Below are 20,797 nucleotides of genomic sequence, written 5' to 3'. Positions count from 1 at the left end.
AGCCATGTCCGATCAGCGCGAGCCGGCAACGACAGCGATCGAGGCGCCCGACGAGGTCCGCGTCAGGCGCGCCTTGCTGACTGTCTCCGACAAGCGTGGCATCGTCGACTTCGCGCGCGGGCTGGCGGAGCTCGGGGTCGAGATCGTCTCGACCGGCGGAACTGCCCAAGAGCTGCGGCGCGCGGGGTTAGACGTGCGCGCGGTCGAGGACTACACCGGCTTCCCGGAGATCCTCGATGGCCGCGTCAAGACCCTGAACCCGCGCATCCACGCAGGCATCTTGGCGGTTCGCTCGGATCCCGCCCATGCCGAGACGCTGCGGCAACTGGGGATCGAACCCATCGACCTCGTTTGCGTGAACCTCTACCCGTTCGAGCGGGTGGTGGCCAGGCGCGGTGTCTCGGACCGCGAAGTCATCGAGAACATCGATATCGGTGGGCCGACCCTGATCCGCGCCGCTGCCAAGAACCATGCGTTCTGTGCGGTCGTCGTCTCGCCCGAGAGCTACGACGCGGTGCTCGAGGAGTTGCGCGAGCAGGACGGCGCGATCTCGTTCCGCACGCGGGAGGCGCTGGCGGCCGAAGCGTTCGCTTACACAGCGCGCTACGAGGCTGCGATCTCGCGCTGGTTCAGCGGACGTGAGGAGGAGTTTCCGCAGCACGCGACCTTCGCCTTCGAGAAAGTGCTCGACCTCGCTTACGGCGAGAACCCCCACCAGCGCGCCGCCTACTACGCCGAGGTCGGCACGCGCAGCCACCTGCTCTCGATGGTCTCGAAGCTGCACGGCCGCGACTTGTCGTTCAACAACCTGCTCGACCTCGATTCGGGGCGGCGGGTGGTCGAGGAGTTCGAGCTGCCGGCGGCGGTGATCATCAAGCACAACAATCCCTGCGGCTGCGCAGTCGCTGCGAATCTGCGCGACGCCTTCGAGAAGGCGCTCGAGTGCGACCCCCAGAGCGCTTTCGGCGGCGTTTACTGCTTTAACCGCTCGGTTGACGCAGCGCTCGCTAAGCGTCTCCACGAGCTCTTCGTTGAGCTTGTGTTCGCTCCCGGCTACGACGACGAGGCCCTGGAACTTTTGATGCGCAAACCGAATGTGCGCATCCTTTGGAATCAGGAACGCCGTCGGGCGCTCGCTGGCGAGCACGACTTCAAGCGCGTGCGCGGCGGCATCCTCGTTCAGGACCGCGACAGCGGCCTCGAGCCGCGTGAGCAGATGCGTGTCGTGACGACTGCCCGCCCCACTGAGGAACAGTGGGGCGATCTGCTGTTCGCGATGCGCGTCTGCAAGCACGTTCGTTCGAACGCGATTGTGCTCGCCCGCAACGGCGCGACGGTGGGCATCGGTGCCGGTCAGATGAGTCGCGTCGACTCGGTTCGCATCGCGCTCGAGAAGGCCCGCATCGCGGGGCTCGACGTGGCCGGCGCGGTAATGGCGTCCGACGCCTTCTTCCCCTTCCCCGACGGACCCGAGCTGGCGATGGAGGCGGGGGTGAGCGCGATCATCCAGCCGGGTGGCTCGCAGCGCGACCCCGAGGTGATCGCGGCGTGCGACCGACGGGGCGTGCCCATGGTTTTCACGCAGCGCCGTCACTTCAAGCACTGAAGCACTGACCGACCTCAGTCGCTGGCTGTTGCCGCCGCGATCGGGTGCCGTGCGTGGGCCAGCTGTGTCGGGCTGCGCGGCGGCGGGGCTAGGATCGGTGGCGCATGTTCGGGGAGGCTCGTCGATGAGAGAGCCGCACCACCCGCCGCGCGCCGGGATCGAGTTGGCGAGTGTGTTGCACGCGTTGAGCGATCCGGCGCGGCTCGCGATCGTTCGCGAGCTGCGCAGCGATGGCGGCGAGTTGCCGTGCGGTGCGTTCGATCTCGGTCTCTCGAAGGCGACCCTCTCGCACCACCTGCGCGTTCTCCGGGAGGCGGGTGTGGTGTGGACACGGCCCGACGGGCGGAGGCGCTTGGTCTCGCTGCGCCTCGAAGATCTGGAGGCGCGCTTTCCCGGTCTGATCGACGCCGTGCTCGATGCGCCCGACTCGGGGCACGGAAACGGTGCTGTGCGCGCGGCCGGTGAACGCTGGCGTGCGCGGGGCGACCGCGCTTCCGTCTAGCATCGGCGCGGGCCGCTAGCTCAATTGGTAGAGCAACGGGCTTTTAACCCGGTGGTTCTGGGTTCGAGTCCCAGGCGGCCCACTCGCGGTCGACCGCTCGTGGCCCCTAGACTTGGCGCGCCGCGGGGGCGTGGTCCAGAGGCCTAGGACGCCGGCCTTTCAAGCCGGAGGTCGCGGGTTCGAATCCCGTCGCCCCTATTTGGACAGTTCTACGAACAGTTCTACGAAGTACCGGAAAAGGCCCGCAAACGCGGGCCTTTCTCGTGGCAGGTAACGGCCTCCATCGAGGCCGTGGGGAAGCCCTCCCACACACCGAGCCGAAAATCGCAGTGTTTATGCGAGATTGGCGCAGCGCTCAGGCGGGCGACACGTCATCACGTCAGCCGGATGGCACGGGCGCCGGCGAGCTCTACGGCCGTCCGGGGCCGGGAGCCAGATTGAGGGCCGCAAGCTCGGCGTAGTCGGTCAGGTGGCCGTTGAGGGTCTGCATGCACCCCTCGCAGCTGATGTCTCCGCTGATGTGCGCCAGGTCGTCGTCGTACATCGCGACGGGCGAGTCGCCAGTCTCGGATGTCAGGCAGCACTCGGGGTGGTAGTAGCCGTACCCGTCGACGACGAGAGCGGTCGGGCCGTTCATGGTCTGACCGTGCGGCAGGTCGGCGCGATTGCCAGTCTTCGCGGGCGATCGCGCCGGATAGCTGGCGGTGACCGCGCGGACGTCGGAAAAAGTGACCGCGGCACGGTCACTTCAGGGGGACGGCCTGGGCGATGCGCGTCGTGGGCGTGGCGTCAGGCGCTTGCCCGCGAGAGTGCTTCGGCTTCGCGTCGCCACTGATCCCAGGTGTCGTCCGGGTGCTTCTGCAAATGGCGGTAGACGACCGAGTACGACGGGATCGGCAGATCGCGACGGTCGGCGGCGACCTGCTTGAGGGAGCGCTGGTCGAGCTGCCGGCCGGGACCAAGCTCCCGGATGGCGAGGGCCATGCCCGCGATCAGCGTCTCGCGCGTCCAGCGGTGGCGAACCTTCTGCGGCCCGATACTCCCGTCGGCGGCTGACTCGAACCGGAGGCCGGCGTCCGCGACCTCGACCGGCGGCAGGCCGTCGAGCTCCCGCTGTGCCAGGACCGTCGTGGTCGCCCGCTGAAACTCCTCCGTGAAGCGGTCGATGCGTCGAAGCGCAACACCACGGTGGTCGGCCCAGTCGAAGATCTGCCGTCGTGAACGTGGCAGCCGGCCGGTGTCCTCTACGAACGCACGCACCGCCTCCTCGAGTGAGAGGCCGCTTCGGACGATGCGTTCGGGCGGCTCCAATCCGGCGCGCTCGAGTCCCTGCTCCCAGCTCAGACCATGGCGCTTCAGCAGATCGTCGATCGCGGTCAGCGCGGGTATCGCACGCGCCGCGGTCGCCGCATGCCTGGTCCTGGCGCTCGGGGCGAGTATCAGATCACGCGCGCGGACGTAATCGGTGCGGTTGACACTGGTCTGACCGAGGCGATGTGCGGCCTGCCGCAGCGCGATGAAGACGCCGGCGAGCGTGAGCCCCTTGCGCCCTTTGTCGGCCTGGAAGTTGCGTAGCTGACGGAGCGCGTCGTCGGGCGGCGCGTGGGCGGCACGCAGCAGCTGCGCCCACGAGACGCCAAGGCGTTTGGTCATGGAGAACGCTTGCGGTGCATCCGGAAAGCCGGCGGGCGCGCGGTGCTCGTTCCACGCGCGCGTGGTGACCGACGTCGGAGCATCAGCGTCGGCGTGCAACGAGACCGCCCGCACGATCTCGAGCAGCTGGCGCGGGGTGTGAGTGGCGGTGAACGGAGGCAACGAGAGCGAGACTTGCGCGGCCGCAGGACACAACGCAGCCCGGTGCGATGTCCACGCGGGACGGGCGGGCCTATAGCTACACCCTGAGAAGCCCTCGCGCGGCGCGGGCTGTCACCCTCGTCAGCCGGAAACGGGCGTTTGCGTCCGTCTGCCCGGTCTGACAACGTATGCGAACGTATGTTCGCCGCCACCGCGACCGCCCCGGAAGAGACTCGAACATTGGCCCTCGACCGCCACGCTCCTGAGTGGCTGCAGGACGCGACGAAATTCAAGACCCACGCCCACATCTTCAATCCGGTATGGGTGATCCGGACCCTGCGCCGCTACGAGGGGCCGCCGCACCGCCTGCTCGACCCGCTCTTGCGCGTCCGCGTTGGCGGCTGCTGGTACGCGGTGCTCGACGCGACCGCCGGCGTGCGCGCCTACGTCCGCGGCAACAAGGTCAAGCGGTTCTGGGTCGGCTTCTACAACGCCAAGGCGATCGACCACTTCATCGGCGCCCCGGTCGCCGTCCGGGTCACGTCCGCGTCGACGCAGGAGTACTACACGTACCCGGAGCTGCTCGACGCGGCGACCAAGAACACCGGCGTGCTGCCGCGCGCGGTCGTCGGCGATCGCGGCTACTCGGTGTCGCCGGCCTTTGAGCACAACACCCGGTTGGGTGTCGCGTCGGTGTTCCCGTGGCGGGCGTCGAACGTGCGGCCCGAGCGCGAGATGGAGGACTGCGACACGCACGACCGGCACGGCGTGGTCCGCTACAAGCACTGCGGCTCTCCGACCCGGTTCATCTCGTTCACGCGCACCGCCGGCGGCAACCGTGGCCCGCGGCTGTACGTGCAGTGCCTGCAGCCGATCACGGCCGGCTGCGAGACGCGCCAGAGCATCGGCTGCAACGTGTCCTGGCGGATGCTGGTTCCGCTGTGGCGCGACACGCCGACGTACCTCGCGCTGCGTCATTCCCACCACCGCTACGAGCGCGTCCATCATCACTGGCGCGTGCGTTGGCGTTCCGGCGCCGACGATCACGCGCTGCGTCCCAAGCGCCGTGGTCGCGACAACCAGCAGCTGCGCGCGAACGCCGCGCTGCTCATCGAATGGCTCATGGTCTGCTGGCGGGAGGAGTGGCTGCCCGACAGCCGGCCGCGCGGCGTCCCGCACCGCGACCAGATCATCGAAGACGACGGCACCGGGTACGCCAGCTCGCTGGCGAACCTGCGCCACGAGCTCGGCCTGGACCGGCCGTTCGGCACCAAGGCAGTCGCACTCGGCATCGGGCCCGCCGTGCCGTTGGCGCTCAGCCCCGATGCCGTCGCCGACGATCCGGCGGAACCCGAGGAGCCGCCGGTCGTGCCGCCCGAGCTGCCCGGCGAGACCGAAGACCACCGCGAGGACCAGCCCGGCAAGGACGCCGCTGAGGTCGACGTCGACGACCTCGACGACATGCCGTTCTGACCGTCTGAGACTCAGGCAGCGTTCGATCCGGCGGGCGCGGCCGCTGGCCGTTTGGCAGCCCGCAGGCCGTTGACGACCGCCAGCAGCTCGGAGACCTCGTGCACGGCGACGGCGACCACGACGGTCAGCACGCCGGCGACGGCGCTGGGGATAAGCACCGCCAGCAGGACGACGCTGAACAGCAGGTTCTGCCGCGAGATCCTCGTAGCGCGGCGTCCCAAGCTCAGCGCCTGGGCGACCTTGGTGATGTCGTCGGCCATCAGCGCGACGTCGGCCGCCTCGATCGCTGCGTCGGTGCCTGCGGTGCCCATGGCGATGCCCAGGTCGGCGGCCGCCAGAGCGGGCGCGTCGTTGATGCCGTCGCCCACCATCGCCACCGCGCCGTGCTCGTCGTGCAGGCGCCTGATCTGCGTGACCTTGTCCTCGGGCTTGAGCTCGGCGTAGTAGGCGTCCAGGCCCAGCTGCGCGGCGATCGCGCGCGCGGTGCGCTGGTTGTCGCCGGTGAGCATGGAGATGTGCTTGACCCCGAGGCGCCGCAGCTCGGCGATCGCGCGGGTCGCTTCGGGCCGCGGCTCGTCGCGCAGCGCCACCAGCGCTAGGAGGCGGTCGTCCTGGCCGACGAACACCACGGTCTTGCCTTCGTCCTGCAGCCGGCCGACGTCGGCGGGAAGCTCGCCTGCGGCGGCGCGCTGGGCGGCCAGCTCCGGGCTGCCGACCCACACCTCGGTGCCGTCCACTTGCGCGATCGCACCATGCCCGACGAGCGCTTCGAACTGTTGTGCCGCGGCGGGCTCGATGCCCTCCTCGCGGGCGCGGGTGACGATGGCCTGGGCGAGCGGGTGCTCGGAGCGCGCCTCGACCGCGGCGGCGAGCGCGAGCGCCTGGTGGCGGTCGTAGCCGTTCAGGGGGATGACGTCGGTGACCTCGGGCGTGCCCTTGGTGAGCGTGCCGGTCTTGTCGAACGCGACGGCCTGGATACGGCCGAGCGCTTCAAGCTGCAGGCCGCCCTTGACCAGGATGCCGTCGCGTCCGGCCCGGCTGATCGCGGCGGCGACAGCGACCGGCACGGACATCACCAGCGCGCACGGCGCGCCGGCGACCAGAACGGTGACCCCGCGCAGCGCCGATTCGGTCCAGTCGCCGTCGACCAGGCCGCCGATGACCGCCACCAGCACCGCGGCGAGCAGCACCGCGGGGCTGTAGCGGGTGGCGAAACGGTCGACGAACCGCTGCGCGCGCGACTTCTGGCTCTGGGCCTGTTCGACCAGACGGACGATCCGCTGCAGCGTGTTGTCGGCGTAGGGGCGGGTGACCTTCACCTCGACGGCGCGCTGGCCGTTGACGGTGCCAGCGAACACCTGCTGGCCGGGGCCCTTCTCGACCGGGACCGACTCGCCGGTGACCGGTGCCTCGTTGAACGTCGAGCTGCCCTCAAGGATCACGCCGTCGGTGGGCAGCGCCTCACCGGGACGGACCACGATCACGTCGCCGACGCGGAGCTGGTCTGCGTCGATCGTCTCCTCGCGCCCGCCGGTCAGCCGTCGCGCCTGCTTGGGCGCGAGATCAAGCAGCTCGCGGATCGCCGACCGCGTGCGGGTGAACGTCAGCTCCTCGATCGCCTCCGCCAGCGAGTACAGGAACACCAGCGCGGCCGCTTCCTCCCACAGCCCGAACACGATGCAGCCTGCGGCCGCGAGCAGCATCAAGGCCTCGATGCCGATTTCGCGCTCCTCGATGAACTCCTCCCAGCCTTCCTGGGCGAAGAACCACGCGCCGATCGGGATCGCGGCCACGAACGCAGCGATCGCCAGCGCCTGGGGCGCGTCGATGAGCTCCAGCACGATGCCGGCCAAGAGCAGCAGGCCGGCGATCAGCGCGTTGCGCAGCGGCGCGAACTTGTAGGTCGCCTCGCGCCAGCTCATCGCCTGGGCCGGGGCCACGGACTCGCTCATGCGGCCTCCCGCCGAGCGGCCAGCGCGCCGTAGCGCGGGCAGGCCATGATCCGGTCGGCGGTCCGCTCGAGCACGCTGTCGACGGCGCTGAGCACCGCGTCCAGGCCGTCGACGAGACGGTAGTGGATCTCGCGGCCGTGGCGCTCGCGCTCTACCAGGCCGCAGTCCCACAGACACGACAGATGCCGCGACACGTTGGACTGGGTCAGCCCGGTGGCGTCGACCAGGTCTGAGACACGCCGGCTGCCGTCGGCCAGCTGCTCGACCAGCGCCAGCCGCGACGGGTCGGCCAGGCCGTGCAGGAACACGGCGCGAACCTCCGTGGAAAAACTCATCACCGAACCTCCGTGGAAAAACTCATCACATATGACTGTACACGAATATGAGCGTCTGGTAATGCTTTAGACATGACTCGACGCTCATACGTTCTCACCGCCGCCGCCGCCGGCGTGCTCGGCGGCGCGCTGTGGTGGCGCAAGAACCCCTCGGCCTGCCCCTACGGACAGCGCTTCTGGGTCCAGCTCCCGCATCCGTTCATCACGCGCGGTCGCCTGCGCGAAGCGCTCAGGCCGCAGCCCGGCGAGCGAGTGCTCGAGGTCGGCCCCGGCACCGGCTACTACACACTCGACATGGCCGAGTGGGTGGGTCCGGACGGGCAGGTCGACATCTTCGACCTGCAGCCGCAGATGCTCGACCACACCATGCGCCGGGCTCAGGCCCGCGGCCTTTCGAACATCACGCCCACCCAGGGCGACGCGCGCAGCCTCCCGTACCCGGACGGCAGCTTCGACGCCGCCTACCTGGTGGCGGTGCTCGGCGAGGTGCCCGACCAGCAGGCGGCCATGGACGAGCTGGCGCGGGTCCTGCGACCCGGCGGCCGGCTGGTGGTCGGAGAGCTGTTCGGCGATCCGCACTGGATCAGCCCGGCGGCGCTGCGGCGCCGGGGCGAGAGCGCCGGCCTTGAGTTCGAGCGCCGGCTCGGACGGCTGCTCGGGCACTACAGCGTCTTCGTCAAGCCGCCGCGGGACAAGTAGCCGCGAGTCCCGACCCGTTGAGAGCGGTCCGGCGACGCGTCGTCGATCCGCTCGGGAGGTGTTCGCGCTGCGAGCGGGCCGGGTCGACCGAAGGCGACCGACGCGGCGGTCGGCGCGCTTCGGCACTCAAGATCGCGGCCGGGGCGCCCGATATCACCCGGCAAGAGCTACTGCAGCCTCATGGCGCTACTGGATCCATCGCGCCGTGAGCGGCACAAGGTCGCCGAAGAGGACGTTGAAGCGGTGAATAACCGGCTCGCCAAGGCGCTCAACCACTTCACCCGCGACGGCGACTACTCGGTCCACCCGAACATCCATGACGTCACCGAGGTGCAGGCCACGGTCGTCCTATCGCACGACGAGATCCCCTTCGAGGTCGAGCAGCTCGAACTCGACTGATCACCTTGGCTTACCTCATCCTGATGGCGTCAGCTGCCGTGTGCAAGATCCCGGTAGGCACGTGTGTGGGGCGGCTGAAGCTGAGGTCCGAAGACCGCATGAACACTCGGCTCTAGGGACTTCGTAGATCTCTCCTATTTCTGATCGCCGAACAGCACGAGCGATGGCGCCTGCTAAGCCTCGACTTTCTCGGCGGGCTTCGGTCCGAATTTCAGGGATATCCATGCGGTCGCCGCGAGCACCCCGCAGATCACGGCGAGCGACAGCCAGATCGGCGGGTGCCAGAGGTCGACGAGCAGCATCTTCACGGCGATGAAGGCAAGGATCACCGCGAGCCCCTGTGAGAGGTAGGCGAAGCGGTCCATGAGGCCGGCGACCGCGAAGTACAGGGCGCGCATGCCGAGCAGCGCAAAGGCGTTGGCGGCGAAGACCACGAATGGTTCGGTGGTGATCGCGAAGATCGCCGGGATGGAGTCGATAGCGAAGACGATGTCGGTGGTTGCGATCACCACGAACACCGCCACCAACGGCGTCGCCATCAGCCTGCCCTGCTCGCGTACCAGCACGCGATGGCCGCGGTAGTCCTTGGTCATCGGCACGCGGCGGCGCACGAGTTTGAGTACGGGGTTGGACTCAGGATGGACCTCGGCCTCCTTGTGCGTGAAGAGTTTCCACGCCGTGTAGAGAAGGAGCAGCCCGAAGGCGTAGAACGTCAGGTGCAGCGCGCTTAGCAGCGCCGCACCAAGGACGATGAACACGAGGCGCAGCACCAGCGCCAGGGCGATACCCCAGGCGAGCACTCGCGGTTGCACTGCCAGCGGCACTGAGAAGTAGCTGAAGATGACCGCGAAGACGAAGATGTTGTCGAGCGAAAGTGAGCGCTCGACCAGGTAGCCGGCGAGGTACTCGCTGGCGGCCGATGAGCCTTCCCAGGCGGCGAGCACGCCGGTGAAGCCGATCGCCAGCAACAGCCATCCGATCGACCAAATCACCGCCTCGCGTAGCGAGACCTCGCGCCGACCGCGCCCGAAGATCGCGAAGTCGACGACGATCATCGCGACGACGATCGCCCCCAGGATCGCCCACGCCCCCGGGCCGACGTCGAGATCGGTACCGATCTTGGTGGTCGACTCGCTGGCGGCGATGAAGAGCTGCACGGAAAACCTCCTCTGGTCGATCTGTCAACCGGAGAAGGTTTCTCCCGCCGCTCGGGCCGGTGGCGCCGGGCCGTCCACTGCGTGGCGACCGTCCTGACGTACGCCACCCGTTGGGGATACTTCCCTTCGAGCTGGCGGGGAGTCTACCGGGCCGAGCCGCCCTCGCTTTCGCGTAGCGTCCCGTACCCTGAGCAGGAAGCGGCGAAGACGAGCAACGCCGCAACCATCCCCGCCAGGTGCGAGGCCGCGAGCAGGACAAGGACGCCCGCGACCCCGCCGGCCAGCGCGCAGAACAGCACGAACGCCAGCGGCAGCCGCAACAGGCGCGCGCTGACGAGCGCACACGCCGCCCAGGCGACCGGCCCGACCAGGAACCCCCAGCGTTCGAAGAAGCCGTGCGGCAGCGGCAGTGCCGCGAGCGTGCCGAAGAGCAGACCCACCAGTAGGCCTTGCGTAAGGAGTGCACGCCAGAAGAGCGGCCGGTCCACGCCGAGCATCGTAGGGGGCTCGACTTGCGCCAAGGCCCAGAGGTCAGGAGCGGGCTCAGGGCCGCTAGGCTCGCGCGACAAGGGCGGTTAGCTCAGCTGGTAGAGCGCCTGCCTTACAAGCAGGAGGTCGCCGGTTCGAGTCCGGCGCCGCCCACTCGCAAAACCCCTGCAAACAGCGGGGTTGTGTCGCGGCCCTCCGACGCCTGCCGAACCCGAGAAGGACGTTTGGCAAGCGTATGGCAAGCATGAACACGCGGAGGGCACAACATGGGCGAAGAGCTGATCGCTGAGGGCACGGGCGGCAGCTACGGTCTCCCCGGCCAGGGGTTCGAGACGGTGGAGGTGAGGGTTCGCCGCCTCGGTGGCCGCTACGCCGCCGAGGCCAAGTGGGTCCAGGGCTCAAACCAGGGCTACCTCGAGGAGCACCACCGCCTCGAGCTGGCGGCGGTGGCGGGCGACCCGTTCGACGCGGTGCGGGAGGTGCGCTGTGAGCTTGAGCGGGTGGGCGCCCCCACCACCGAGACCGCCGAGGCGTGCTCGGGGGCGCTCGTCGAGCTCGCGGAGCGGCTCGCCACCCAAAACGGGGACCTCGAGAGCGCCACGGTCGAGGCCGGCTAGGGTCACCGCGGGGCGGTAGCGCGGGGGCGGGCCCCTTGGGTGGGCTCGCCCCCGCCCAATATCGAGAATTTCGAGAAGCTGTAACGCGCGCGCGTGAGCGTTGCGAACGTCGCCGAAGCCCCCGGTTTTTTGAGCGCTCGCGAGCCCAGCGCGCCGGCCCCTTGTGGCGCGCGCCGGCGGGAACACACACAACGTCCGCGGGGGTGGTGATGCTTGGGGGGTGCCCGAGGGTCGCACAGACCGGTTGACGGACAGGGTGTTGGCGCTCGCTTTGGGTGGCGCGTCGCTGCGGGATTTGGCGCGGGAGTGTGGGGTGAGTTATGAGACTGTGCGGCGGTGGGTTGAGCGTGGCCGCGGCGAGTGGGCGGCGCTTTCTGTGTGTGGGCGGCTGGCTGCGGCGCTCGAGCTGCGGGCTCTAGAGGGCCGGTTTGTGCCACAGGGCGAGCTTGAGCCTGGGGAGCTTCGGTTGCTTGTGTCGCGCGCGGCGAGAGCCGGGGATGTTCGCGCAATGAAGCTGGCGGTCGACCTCGGGTTGGGCGGGGATTCGTCCCGGGACGAGCTGGCGGACCTTGTCGGTGAGGTGGTGCCGCTCCCACAGCGGCGGGAGCGAGGCGGTGGTGGGCGAGCCGCCTAGCGACCCGGTGGCGCGCGCCGAGGTGTACCGGTTGATGCGGCTGGTTATCGAGCACGCCGACTGGGTGGACGAGAAAGCGCGCGCGCCTCGGGTGGGATCTGCGGCGGCAGGCGCGCACGATCCACAAGGTGGCGGTGGACGTGATGCGCAAGGCGGGGTTCGAGGTGGACAAGCGGGGGCGTCTTGTGCGCGACTAGCCAAAGCGGCGTGTCACGGCCGTTTCACGGCCTTTTCCGCGGGCGGATAACCCCCCTTTTCTCGGAAGCCCATCACAGGCGTTTCCAACGGGCTCTTTCGAGCGCCGCGTCGCGTGGCGTCGGCGAACCCGGGGCCACGGGCCGCGGGTGGTCGCGGCGGCGCCCTTGTGGCGGGGGTTGAGCTCATAGCGTCTGCGCGGCGCTAACGATTGCTTGTGCGCCGCCGATCTGCTGAGATGAAGGCGGGAGCCACACGCCCCGCTTCGAGCCAATGCCTGCGACAGCTGCGACACGCGAGGAGGTGCAAGCGCAGGTCCGCGAGGCCGTTGAGCGGGCCGCGGCCGAGTGCGGCCACGTCGAGGTGAAGGGTGTTGCGTTCGATCTTTGGTGGACCCTCGACGGGGAGCCGAACCTGCTGGTCGAGGTGACCCTCAACGACCCGCCTGAACCTGAGGGCACCTGGCCCGACGAGTGTTTGCGGGCGATCGAGGACGCCGTTGATGAGGCGCTGGATCGGGTCGGTGGCTGGGACGTGCTGGGGGTGGAGGACACTTTCGTGCGGTTCCGTCCCGAGCACATCGACCCCGCTGACCTCGAGTAGCTGCCGATAACCCACGGGTGTGGCTAGCGGCTATTCGGTAGCTCCCGGCTTTTCGCCCCAAAAGCTGCTCGGACACGCGCGGGACTTAGTGCCGAGCGCAGCGGGTCGCGGCAGACCCCCTCAAGTCGGGCTGCGTCGCGCAGTCTCGGCCGCCTACTACGCGGTATTCCACGCTTTGACCGAGCGGCTGGCGGGTGCGTCGCTCGCGCACCTGGCGCCCGGCGATCTCTCTGTGCTGCGCCGACAGATCGATCACGCGGCGCTCGATCGGGCGCTGCGTGCCGCATCCGGCAGGGGCGCCCCGACGCTTCACGACCCGCGCGCGAAACAGCTTGGCCATCTGGCGCGCGCAACCCTTGCCCGCAACGCAACGGTGCGAGACCTCGCGAAGCGTTTCAGCACGCTCCGCAAAGAGCGGGAGGCCGCGGACTACGACCACGTCAAGATGTTTAACCGCGGCGAGGTGCTCGAGCTTGTGCGCAGCGCGGAGCTCGCCCTGCGGGCTGTGGGCTCGCTTACCGACGAGGAAGCGAGAACACTGTTCGCGCTCGCGCTTCTGGTGCAGCGCCCCCCGCGCTGAGCCCCTGAACCCGGGGTCCGCACTTACGTCTGGTAAGCGCGGTACCGTTGGATGTGTTCTGTGTGTGCTGCGGGGGTCGCCGCCCTTAGCGGGCTGCGGCCCCCAAGCGCTTTTGTGCGGTGTAGCTCCGAGATTTTTCTTTCCGTCCGCAAGGGGGCGCATCCTTGCCTCGGTGCGTCAAGCACACACAGAACACGTAGCTGCGACACGGCCGCATCGCGCCGAGCGTGCGCCCAGCGGCTGGCCCCACAGGCCGGGGTTGCTGGCGCGTGCACGCCCCGGTCGCCGCCGCAGCCTGCCGGGTAGACACCTCGAGCGGCTGCGCCGCCGAGTGCGCGCTCTTGACGCCGCGCCGCGTCCGGGATCCTGGGGTTGGCGGTTGCGTGACCGCGGGGTGGCGCTCCGGCTACTGGACGCTCTCGAGTGGGAGCTCGCATCCCTGCTCGCAGAGATCACCCACCCAATAACCCAGATGGACCCGGTCGCGTGGGATCACCTCGACCTGACGGAGCTCGACTGGGAGGAGCGGGAGTGTGCGCTGCGGGCGCAGGAGGTGGGCTACCGGCTGCGCGCGCTCCGGCGTCTGCTGCGGCACAGGGTCGTGAGCGAGAGTGCCGCGCGCGCAGCTTTGGGGGATGAGGCGGGGCGAGTGTGTGAGAGGGTGCGGGTCGCGGCCCCAGTGTCGCCGAGGCGCGCCTTCGCGAAACCCAAGGGGCGGACGCTTTGCCTGGTGGCGCGCCGCGCACGCCGCCCCCGCCAGCGTGCCCGTCGCGCGGCTAGGCGTGGCGCGTGCCGGGCTGGGCCGGGCGGCGACCCCGACGCTGACGACCCATCTTGTGGTGGCCGCCGCCGCTGGGGTTGCCGGGGCGGCCGGTGGCCGCAGCGTGTTGTGTGTTGTGCGTCTCGCCCTGTTGTTTGCGGCGAGTTCATTAGAGCGTCTTTCGAGCCCGGCCTAACGCTGGGCCTGCGCCCACACACCGGTGTGTGGGCGCTCGTTGGGCGCGTCCCCGACCCGTGGGGGCGCGCAACACGACACACAGGAGGGCAAATGTGCGCTGCGTAAACAGGAGCGCCCCCGCCCTTGCGAGCGGGGGCGCAAAAACAACCCTCTCCGCGGGGGATTCTACGCTCGCGATCCCCGAGGCGCTCGCCCACTACACCCGCACCTACGGCGCGGCGTGCCGCCTCGCGCGGCTCGGCCTCCCGGTGTTTCCGTGCGCCAAGGACAGGAAGGAGCCCGCAACGCCCCGCGGCTTCAAGGACGCCACCAGCGACACCACTCGCATCGCCGAGTGGTGGGGGGTGAGCGAGAGCGGCGACACGCTCCCCCTGAACCTGGGGTTGCGGACCGGGAGCGCCTCGGGCCTGTGGGTGCTCGACATCGACGGGGAGGAGGGGCTGGGGACGCTCGAGCGGCTCGAGCGCGAGCACGGTCCGCTCCCCGCGACGGTGACGGTCGCGACGCCGTCGGGCGGGCGCCACCTCTACTTCCGCCTCCCCGAGGGCGTCGAGGTGCGCTGCAGGACCCAGGTTTTCCCGGGTGTTGATGTGCGCGGCGAGGGCGGGTACGTCGTCGTCCCCCCGTCGGTGGTGGGCGGGCGCCGCTACCGCTGGCTGCGTCTCGCCGAGGTTGCGCAGCCGCCCGGGTGGCTGCTTGAGGCGGTGGCGCATCGCCACAAGCCGGCACACCCCACTGGCTCGCGCGGTGCGCGGTGGTGTGTGGGTGAGCGCAACGACCGCCTGTTCCGCGAGGCCTGCGCTCTCCGCGGCCGCGGCTACAGCCCCGCCGAGCTCGAGGAGGTGCTGCTCACACTGAACGCGGAGCGGTGCGACCCGCCGCTCCCGGAGGCGGAGGTGCGGAAGGTCGCGGAGAGCGCCTCCCGCTACGAGCCCGCGGGGCAGGCGCCGGGCGGGCAAGGCGCGCCCCGGCGGCGGGTGGAGACCGTGAGCGCCGCGAGTATCAAGCCGCAGCCTGTGCGGTGGCTCTGGGAGCCGCGCGTGCCTTTCGGCGCGCTAACACTGCTGGTAGGCGACCCTGGGGCCGGAAAGTCAATGCTCACCTGCTGGCTCGCCGCCCAGGTAACCCAGCAGGGTGGGGCGGTGCTGCTCGTCTCGGGAGAGGATCACGCAGCAGCGGTGATCCGGCCCCGGCTCGAGGCGGCGGGTGCGCACCTCGAACTAGTGCACGTCATCAGGGTGCGCGAAGGCGACAGCGACGATCGGCTCGCTCTGCCCAGTGACGCCCCCCTCCTCGAGGAGCAGGCTCGGGCAAACGGCGCGCAGCTAGTGGTGATAGACCCGTTGAGCGCCCACCTCGACGAGCGGGTGCACTCCTGGCGCGACCAGTCCGTCAGGCAGGCGCTCGGCCCGCTCGCACGGATCGCCGAGGCAACCGCCTGCGCCGTGGTTGTTGTCGCCCACCTGAACAAGACGCAGATGCACGGAAACCACCCGCTCTACAGAGTCGGTGGGTCGATCGGGATGCCCGCCGCCGCCCGCAGCGTGCTGCTGCTCGCTCGAGACCCCGACGATCTCGACAGCGACCGCCGTGTACTGGCTCACGCTAAGTCCAACCTGTCGTGGCTCGCTCCGGGCCTCGCGATGCGCATAGAGCCGGTGAGGGTCGACGGGGTGCTCGCGGCTCGCACCGTCATCGAGGGCGAGGTTGCGGTCTCGGCAGCGGACCTGCTTGACGCGGATGGTCACGGCGAGGCGGGCGCGCGCGAGAGGGCGGAAGCGTTCCTCCGGGAGGTGCTCAGCGACGGGCCCGTGGCGGTGAGAGACATCCTCGCGGAGGCCCGGGAGGAGGGGATCAGCGAGATGACCTTAAGGCGCGCAGCGGCCGGGCTTGGCATCAGAAGGAAGCGCCTCTCGCAGGGAAACCGCGGGCGGGGTAGGTGGGAGTGGGAACTGCCCGACAACGCCCCACAAGATGATCATCTTGCGAATTCGGCTTCAGAAAAGGGATCCCCGCAAGATGATCACCCCCTATACATCACTGATGATCATCTTGCGAACGGTGGCTTATCACCCCCTGCTGGCGACAACGCTGGCAGCGGAACAAAACGCGCGTGCCCCGCGCACGTCGACCCCGACCGGCCCGACAACGGCTACCGGCCGGGCTGCCGCTACTGCGCCCACGCGACCGAGCGAGCGTCGTCCCGGGACGACACCCGGGGGGGTGGTGGCTTGTGAACGGCCAGCTGCCCGACCCGCTCGCAGAAACGCTGCGCCACCTGTGGCCCAACCCGCGCGACCGCGCACCGATCGAGCGGGCCTGGCGCAGGGAGCTCGCCCAACTCCCCGACAGGTTCGCGAGCGACCTGCTGCCCGAGTGGGCGCCTGAGGCGCTCAGGCTCGCTGTTGCGGCCCGCACCCTCAAAGGGGGGTGGTGGGGTTGAGGTGGCGCCGCCACCTTGGGCGGCTCGGTGCGCGCGGCGAGCTCGCCCGCCACGCGGCCGCGCGCCTCAACGCCGGGGAGGCCACCTACCGCAACCGGAACCTGCAGCGCCCCGCAACCGCGCTTCTCGACGAGGCGCTCGAGGAGGCCGCAGACCTCGCGGGGTGGCTCGCGCTGCTCGACCGCACCCACCCCCTGGAAGGTGGGGCGCTCACCCTCGCCCGAAAAGCCACCCGCCACGCCCAACACGCCCACACGGCGCTCACAACCCTCAAACAGCGCCTCAAGGAGAGGGAGCAGTGAACGGCAACCTCGGCCCCCTCCAACCGCTCGCGGAAGCCATCGCCGAGCTTGTCGCCGACCGCGTCTACGAGCGTATCGAGCGGCGGATGGAGCGGGACGAGTGGCTCACGATGCGGGACGCCGCCCGGTACGCCAAGGTGAGCTACCACCGCCTTGTGGATGCTGCGAACCGCGGGGAGCTGCGCACCGTCCAACACACCCCAAACGGCAAACGGCGCGTCCGCCGCAGCGAGGTCGACCGCTGGCTTGCTGGGGAGCGAAACGCCCCGTAGGGTGTGGCGCGGTGGCGCGCAGGCGGCGAGTCGAACCCGGCGTGTGGGTGCGTGAAACGCGCACCGGCCCCGTGTACGAGGTGGTGGTGCGGGACGCCGACGGCAGGCAACGGTTCCGCACCGCGGGCCCCAGGCTCACGGACGCGCGCAAGCTGCGGGACGAGCTGCGGGGGTTCCGCGCCCGCGGCGAGCTGCCGCGGCCGAGGGTGCCGCTCACCCTCGGCGAGGCGTGCGACAACTGGCTTGCCGAAAAACAGGCGGCGGTCCGCGAATCCACGCTCGAGGCCTACAAGGTGGGGGCGCGCCTCCTCGGTGATTTGCGCCGCCGCAGGCTCGACCACCTAACCCCCGAGGACCTGGCGCGCCGCGTCTCCGAGTTGCGCCGCGCCGGCTACGCCGACAGCACCATCGCGAAAGCCGTCGCCGCTGCCCGCAACAGCTTCCGGTGGGCTCAGAGGCGCCGCGGGTGGCGGGGCGAGAACCCTGCGCTGCTGCTTGAGCGGGCGGAGCGCCCAGCGCCCCACACCCAGGCGCGCCGCCGCGCGCTCACACCCGAAGAGCTCAGCGCGCTACTCGAGGCGTGCGACACCCCCCGCTGGCGGTGCCTGTTCGAGCTGCTCGCCGTGACCGGTGCGCGGCTCGGGGAAGCGCGGGCGCTCCGCTGGCGGGACCTCGACCTCACCGACCCGGCCGCCGCGACCTGCAGGATCGAGCGCCAGCTCGACAAGCACGGGCGGGAGCGGCCCCTCAAAACCCCGGCGTCCCGGCGCGTCGTGCCACTAACACGCGCCCTCGCAAAGCGGCTACTTGAGCTCCGCGCCCAGTCAGGTTGGTCGCAACCCGACGACTATGTGTTTGTGGCCGAAACAGGCGCACCGCTCGACAGCGCGAACATCCGTCGCGCGTTCAACCGCGCCCTCAAAGCCGCAAAGCTGGTGGACGGCCGCCCCGCCTTCCCCGAGGTGCTCGGCGCGCGCCAGGGGCCCCCACCAACGCCCCACTCGCTGCGCCACACCTGCGCAACCCTGCTCATCGCCCAAGGGCTCGGACCCGACCAGGTGGCCTGGCACTTGGGGCACGCAACCCCCACCGTGACCCTCGCGATCTACACCCACGAGCTGCGCACCCACCAGCAGCGCGAGCAGCGCCGGCGAGCCCTCGAGGACGCCTACCGCACCCTCGAACTGGCAAGCGTTTGGCAAGCATCACGCTTGCCAAAACGGCAACAGCGGGAAACCGCCGCCCGCATTTTCCCTGCAAAAAGCAACAGACGGTGAGAGCCGGAAACCCCCGGATGGGCCTTACAAGCAGGAGGTCGCCGGTTCGAGTCCGGCGCCGCCCATTACGGTGGGATAGAAAGGCCCTGAGCTGATCTGCACTCAAGGCCAGCGCGTGATCGAGCAATCCCCCGACCGCGGCCCTCGCTGGGACTGACTGGGCTGATCTTTCGGCTCAGTTCGCCGCGGCCGTCGTCGCTGCGAGCGAGCTCGACGGCTCCGGCGTCGAGCAGGGGTAGATCGCTGCACACAGCATGCGCCTGATCGCTCTGCGTGCGGCGCGACCCTCGAAGAGCTGCGCCTCGAGAAACGCACCGGGATGAGGGTATTGGCGATTGGTCGCGGATCGCGCTGGCGCTACCGCCCGTCACAACGCGAGCCCTTGCAGCCTCATGACCGCCTGCTCTTGATCGGCCCTTCTGAGTCGATCGAGGCGGTCGAGCGCCTCTTGATCACGCCGCCCAGTAAGCGGCAGTCCAACGATTTCAAGCTGCGTGGCGCGCGCTGAGCGTCATCCTCGGGAACGTCGTCCCGGGGGCGGCGTAGCTACGACCGAGTGTGGAGGGGCGGCCGGACAGGCCGACCCTTATCCGTAACTGCGGTCGCGCTCGCGCATCGGGGTGTCGCGCAGCGTCAGGCTGAGCACCAGCGAACCCAAGATCACCGGCAAGCCGAGGGTGAGGGCTTGGACTGGCAGATGCGCGGGGAAGGCGAGCACGATCGTGTTGTTGAGCGAATGGATGGTGATCGCGGGAAGAAGCGAGCCCGTCCGCTCGTAAACAATGCACAGCAGCGCGCCGAAGAGCGTCAGCGGGACGAAGGCGCCCGGTTCGCTCGGTAGGTGAGCGAGCCCAAAGACCAGTCCGTTCGCGAGCACGGCGGGCGCGAACTCGAGTTGGTTGCGTAAAGCCCGGTAGAAGAAGCCGCGGAAGAAGAACTCCTCGGTGATCGGCGCGGTCACGACGATCAACGCGGCCAACAGCCAGAGCACCGCAGCGTCGCTGCGGCCGGCGAGTTCCGGCAACACCTCGCGGCGGTCGGTCTCCCCGCTCGCCAACAATGCCGGCAAGATGAACACGCTGTAGCCGCCAACTGCCACCGCCAGCCACGTCGCGAGCTGGCGCGGTGTGGTTCCGGCGAGGCCGAAGTGCCACGGCCGTGGCCGAGCGCTGCGGGCGGCGACCGCCAGCGCTAACAACACGAACAGAAGTTCTTGCCCGAACGTCGAGCCGATCCACCAGACGGGATCTCGCTCCTTGCTCAAGATCAGCGGCAAGGCCGCGAGCAAGCCACCGATCGCAGCGGCTATGAACGCCAGAGGTCCGCTCCACGCCGGCCAGTCGGGACCCTCGAAAGGGTGCTCACTGGGGGGCGGCGGTCCCCGTCGCTGCGTAGCCGCCGGACGCGTTTGGTCGGTCCACCTTTGACCATCCCATAAGCGCTGCAGCGAGGCGTTCGCAGGATCCCCGTACCAGCCGGGCGGCGCCGCCACCGCCGCGCCGCCCGGTGCCGCTGGCGCTACCGCATCCGTCCAAGAGCGACCGTCCCAGTAACGGAGGTAGCGCCGATCGCGGGGGTCGAGCTTCCAGCCGGCAGCGTGATCGGGAGGCGGCGGAAGCCTGTCCCGCTCGATCTGTCGACCGCGGATGTGCTCCACCGCTCCTGAGCAGACCGCGTCCGACGCCGGCGCCCGCCTACGCGTAGGCGCGGATCAGGGACAGCAGCTGATCCTCGAAGCGCGCGTGTTCGTTGAAGTGCTCGTTGCCGTCTTTGATGCGCGCGTACGCCCAGTACAACTCGAACAGACCGAGCGTGACGATCGTCAGGATCAGGTAGAGCGGGAAGCTGCGGTCGGGAACCACCTGTTCGACGATCACCGGGTGCCTCCCGACACCGAGCTTGTTGAGAAGCAGCGACGCCCGCTCGAGATACTCGGCCTCGATCTGCTGATGCTCCACCAGGTCGTCGTTGAGGAAGTAGAGAACGTAGAAGAACAGCAAGCCGAAGCTGAGGATGCTCAACACGATCCAGAGCCCAGGGCTGCGCTGGCGCTTGCGATGAACTTCGTCGAAGCGCTCCTTGAGAGAACGAACCTCGGCGATCTCGGCGGCCAGCGCTTCGCTTTGCCCGGTGATTTCGGCGCGCTCCTCGATTACCCGCAAAAGGTCGTCGCAGAACCGCAACATCCTGCGGAAGTGGTCGCGCTGCCTGGCGATCAACTTGTAGTGCACGTAGATCGAGTAAATGCCGAGCGTCAAAAAGCCGAGCACCAGATACATCGCGAAAGAAAGTTGGACGTCGGTCTCGTGGCGTCTCCGGGCCTCGCGATCGAGCAGCGGGAACTACTCGATGCGTGCCGCGGGCAGGCGCTCGGTGGCAACAGGCGGTGGCGGTGCGGCAGGTGGGGGCGGCGGGGCTGGGGCTTGCTGATGCACAGCGCCAGGCTCCGATGCCTGAGGGGAGGAAACACCCCGATCGCCCGCCGGGTCTTGAATGGAGCCACTCGCTGG

22 protein-coding genes, 3 tRNA genes and 1 pseudogene are annotated in these 20,797 nt (G+C 69.4%); 18 read left to right on the top strand and 8 right to left on the bottom strand.

All coding sequences use genetic code 11. The features are described from left to right. The first annotated feature begins 4 nt into the window (after positions 1–4). The 4 genes from purH to BLW41_RS02765 all read left to right on the top strand — a co-directional run bounded on the left by purH (position 5) and on the right by BLW41_RS02765 (position 2,306). Positions 5–1,606: a bifunctional phosphoribosylaminoimidazolecarboxamide formyltransferase/IMP cyclohydrolase gene (purH, locus tag BLW41_RS02780; RefSeq protein WP_093116016.1), complete on the top strand. Its 1,602-nt coding sequence runs from the start codon at positions 5–7 to the stop codon at positions 1,604–1,606. 124 nt (positions 1,607–1,730) lie between these two features. Then, positions 1,731–2,108, top strand: coding sequence for an ArsR/SmtB family transcription factor (locus BLW41_RS02775; RefSeq protein ID WP_093116014.1), 378 nt, complete (start codon positions 1,731–1,733; stop codon positions 2,106–2,108). A 9-nt stretch (positions 2,109–2,117) separates the two neighbouring features. Next, positions 2,118–2,190: transfer RNA gene (locus tag BLW41_RS02770), tRNA-Lys, on the top strand. A gap of 42 nt (positions 2,191–2,232) precedes the next feature. Further along, positions 2,233–2,306 (top strand) — tRNA-Glu (locus tag BLW41_RS02765). 211 nt (positions 2,307–2,517) lie between these two features. Here BLW41_RS02765 and BLW41_RS02760 read toward each other — a convergent pair. Together BLW41_RS02760 and BLW41_RS02755 are read right to left on the bottom strand one after the other, a co-directional pair. After that, a complete protein-coding gene (locus tag BLW41_RS02760) occupies positions 2,518–2,745 on the bottom strand; it encodes a hypothetical protein (RefSeq protein ID WP_093116012.1) in 228 nt (75 codons plus the stop codon). A gap of 152 nt (positions 2,746–2,897) precedes the next feature. Beyond that, positions 2,898–3,923 (bottom strand): hypothetical protein, encoded by a 1,026-nt coding sequence (locus BLW41_RS02755; protein WP_093116011.1) that lies wholly within the window; start codon positions 3,921–3,923, stop codon positions 2,898–2,900. A gap of 177 nt (positions 3,924–4,100) precedes the next feature. On the opposite strand from BLW41_RS02755, the gene BLW41_RS02750 reads away from it, so the two are divergent. Next, a complete protein-coding gene (locus BLW41_RS02750) occupies positions 4,101–5,375 on the top strand; it encodes a hypothetical protein (RefSeq protein WP_093116009.1) in 1,275 nt (424 codons plus the stop codon). Positions 5,376–5,386: 11 nt separating this feature from the next. Here the strand turns inward: BLW41_RS02750 and BLW41_RS02745 are convergent, their stop codons facing one another. Then, positions 5,387–7,327, bottom strand: a complete 1,941-nt coding sequence (locus BLW41_RS02745) for a heavy metal translocating P-type ATPase (RefSeq protein ID WP_093116007.1) — start codon at positions 7,325–7,327, stop codon at positions 5,387–5,389. Continuing rightward, positions 7,324–7,635 carry an ArsR/SmtB family transcription factor gene (locus BLW41_RS02740; protein WP_218138205.1) on the bottom strand — a complete coding sequence of 104 codons (312 nt, stop codon included), beginning with the start codon at positions 7,633–7,635 and terminating at the stop codon, positions 7,324–7,326. The genes BLW41_RS02745 and BLW41_RS02740 overlap by 4 nt, the downstream gene beginning before the upstream one ends. 99 nt (positions 7,636–7,734) lie before the next feature. Between BLW41_RS02740 and BLW41_RS02735 the strand changes: the two genes are divergently transcribed. Together BLW41_RS02735 and BLW41_RS02730 are read left to right on the top strand one after the other, a co-directional pair. Next, positions 7,735–8,361 carry a class I SAM-dependent methyltransferase gene (locus tag BLW41_RS02735; protein WP_093116003.1) on the top strand — a complete coding sequence of 209 codons (627 nt, stop codon included), beginning with the start codon at positions 7,735–7,737 and terminating at the stop codon, positions 8,359–8,361. A gap of 180 nt (positions 8,362–8,541) precedes the next feature. Continuing rightward, complete coding sequence (locus BLW41_RS02730) at positions 8,542–8,760, top strand: hypothetical protein (protein ID WP_093116001.1); 219 nt, start codon at positions 8,542–8,544, stop codon at positions 8,758–8,760. Between the two features lie 173 nt (positions 8,761–8,933). Here BLW41_RS02730 and BLW41_RS02725 read toward each other — a convergent pair whose 3' ends face one another. Then, a complete protein-coding gene (locus BLW41_RS02725) occupies positions 8,934–9,917 on the bottom strand; it encodes a TerC family protein (RefSeq protein WP_218138204.1) in 984 nt (327 codons plus the stop codon). 143 nt (positions 9,918–10,060) lie between these two features. Further along, positions 10,061–10,405, bottom strand: coding sequence for a hypothetical protein (locus tag BLW41_RS02720; protein ID WP_143038549.1), 345 nt, complete (start codon positions 10,403–10,405; stop codon positions 10,061–10,063). An 81-nt stretch (positions 10,406–10,486) separates the two neighbouring features. Here BLW41_RS02720 and BLW41_RS02715 point away from each other — a divergent pair. From BLW41_RS02715 to BLW41_RS02655, 11 genes and pseudogenes are all read left to right on the top strand, one after another. Beyond that, a tRNA-Val gene (locus tag BLW41_RS02715) sits at positions 10,487–10,559 on the top strand. A gap of 113 nt (positions 10,560–10,672) precedes the next feature. After that, entirely contained in the window at positions 10,673–11,023 is a 351-nt protein-coding gene (locus tag BLW41_RS02710) for a hypothetical protein (protein ID WP_093115997.1), read from the top strand. 163 nt (positions 11,024–11,186) lie between these two features. After that, positions 11,187–11,657 carry a helix-turn-helix domain-containing protein gene (locus tag BLW41_RS11500; protein ID WP_093115995.1) on the top strand — a complete coding sequence of 157 codons (471 nt, stop codon included), beginning with the start codon at positions 11,187–11,189 and terminating at the stop codon, positions 11,655–11,657. 468 nt (positions 11,658–12,125) lie between these two features. Further along, a complete protein-coding gene (locus BLW41_RS02695; protein WP_093115991.1) occupies positions 12,126–12,455 on the top strand; it encodes a hypothetical protein in 330 nt (109 codons plus the stop codon). A 19-nt stretch (positions 12,456–12,474) separates the two neighbouring features. Next, positions 12,475–13,035 (top strand): hypothetical protein, encoded by a 561-nt coding sequence (locus tag BLW41_RS02690; RefSeq protein ID WP_143038548.1) that lies wholly within the window; start codon positions 12,475–12,477, stop codon positions 13,033–13,035. 1,050 nt (positions 13,036–14,085) lie between these two features. Further along, a complete protein-coding gene (locus tag BLW41_RS02680; protein ID WP_177169276.1) occupies positions 14,086–16,230 on the top strand; it encodes a bifunctional DNA primase/polymerase in 2,145 nt (714 codons plus the stop codon). After that, positions 16,227–16,436 (top strand): hypothetical protein, encoded by a 210-nt coding sequence (locus BLW41_RS02675; protein WP_093115983.1) that lies wholly within the window; start codon positions 16,227–16,229, stop codon positions 16,434–16,436. The genes BLW41_RS02680 and BLW41_RS02675 overlap by 4 nt, the downstream gene beginning before the upstream one ends. Then, positions 16,433–16,738 carry a hypothetical protein gene (locus BLW41_RS02670; protein WP_218138203.1) on the top strand — a complete coding sequence of 102 codons (306 nt, stop codon included), beginning with the start codon at positions 16,433–16,435 and terminating at the stop codon, positions 16,736–16,738. The genes BLW41_RS02675 and BLW41_RS02670 overlap by 4 nt, the downstream gene beginning before the upstream one ends. After that, the gene (locus tag BLW41_RS02665; RefSeq protein ID WP_093115979.1) at positions 16,735–17,010 is read left to right on the top strand and encodes a helix-turn-helix domain-containing protein; all 276 of its coding nucleotides are present in this window, start codon (positions 16,735–16,737) and stop codon (positions 17,008–17,010) included. Before BLW41_RS02670 ends, BLW41_RS02665 begins: the two co-directional genes overlap by 4 nt. An 11-nt stretch (positions 17,011–17,021) precedes the next feature. Next, positions 17,022–18,287: a tyrosine-type recombinase/integrase gene (locus tag BLW41_RS02660; protein ID WP_177169275.1), complete on the top strand. Its 1,266-nt coding sequence runs from the start codon at positions 17,022–17,024 to the stop codon at positions 18,285–18,287. A 274-nt stretch (positions 18,288–18,561) separates the two neighbouring features. Beyond that, a pseudogene (locus BLW41_RS02655) lies at positions 18,562–18,795 on the top strand (TrkA C-terminal domain-containing protein); the annotation flags it as partial. A gap of 78 nt (positions 18,796–18,873) precedes the next feature. Here BLW41_RS02655 and BLW41_RS02650 read toward each other — a convergent pair. Beyond that, a complete protein-coding gene (locus BLW41_RS02650) occupies positions 18,874–19,944 on the bottom strand; it encodes a CPBP family glutamic-type intramembrane protease (RefSeq protein ID WP_093115973.1) in 1,071 nt (356 codons plus the stop codon). Between the two features lie 37 nt (positions 19,945–19,981). Further along, positions 19,982–20,566, bottom strand: coding sequence for a DUF4234 domain-containing protein (locus BLW41_RS02645; RefSeq protein WP_093115971.1), 585 nt, complete (start codon positions 20,564–20,566; stop codon positions 19,982–19,984). Positions 20,567–20,797 lie beyond the last annotated feature (231 nt).

This window comes from Thermoleophilum album, assembly GCF_900108055.1.
GTDB classification, from domain to species: Bacteria; Actinomycetota; Thermoleophilia; order Solirubrobacterales; family Thermoleophilaceae; genus Thermoleophilum; species Thermoleophilum album.
Note: the sequence above shows the minus strand (reverse complement) of the source record. Positions and strands in the feature narration are given on the sequence as shown.

Excerpts from the sequence above, each read along its gene's own strand:
- purH (WP_093116016.1), top strand. The coding sequence starts at position 5 with ATGTCCGATCAGCGCGAGCCGGCAACGACAGCGATCGAGGCGCCCGAC.
- BLW41_RS02775 (WP_093116014.1), top strand. The coding sequence starts at position 1,731 with ATGAGAGAGCCGCACCACCCGCCGCGCGCCGGGATCGAGTTGGCGAGT.
- BLW41_RS02760 (WP_093116012.1), bottom strand. The coding sequence starts at position 2,745 with ATGAACGGCCCGACCGCTCTCGTCGTCGACGGGTACGGCTACTACCAC.
- BLW41_RS02750 (WP_093116009.1), top strand. The coding sequence starts at position 4,101 with ATGTTCGCCGCCACCGCGACCGCCCCGGAAGAGACTCGAACATTGGCC.
- BLW41_RS02745 (WP_093116007.1), bottom strand. The coding sequence starts at position 7,327 with ATGAGCGAGTCCGTGGCCCCGGCCCAGGCGATGAGCTGGCGCGAGGCG.
- BLW41_RS02735 (WP_093116003.1), top strand. The coding sequence starts at position 7,735 with ATGACTCGACGCTCATACGTTCTCACCGCCGCCGCCGCCGGCGTGCTC.
- BLW41_RS02730 (WP_093116001.1), top strand. The coding sequence starts at position 8,542 with ATGGCGCTACTGGATCCATCGCGCCGTGAGCGGCACAAGGTCGCCGAA.
- BLW41_RS02710 (WP_093115997.1), top strand. The coding sequence starts at position 10,673 with ATGGGCGAAGAGCTGATCGCTGAGGGCACGGGCGGCAGCTACGGTCTC.
- BLW41_RS02695 (WP_093115991.1), top strand. The coding sequence starts at position 12,126 with ATGCCTGCGACAGCTGCGACACGCGAGGAGGTGCAAGCGCAGGTCCGC.
- BLW41_RS02645 (WP_093115971.1), bottom strand. The coding sequence starts at position 20,566 with ATGTATCTGGTGCTCGGCTTTTTGACGCTCGGCATTTACTCGATCTAC.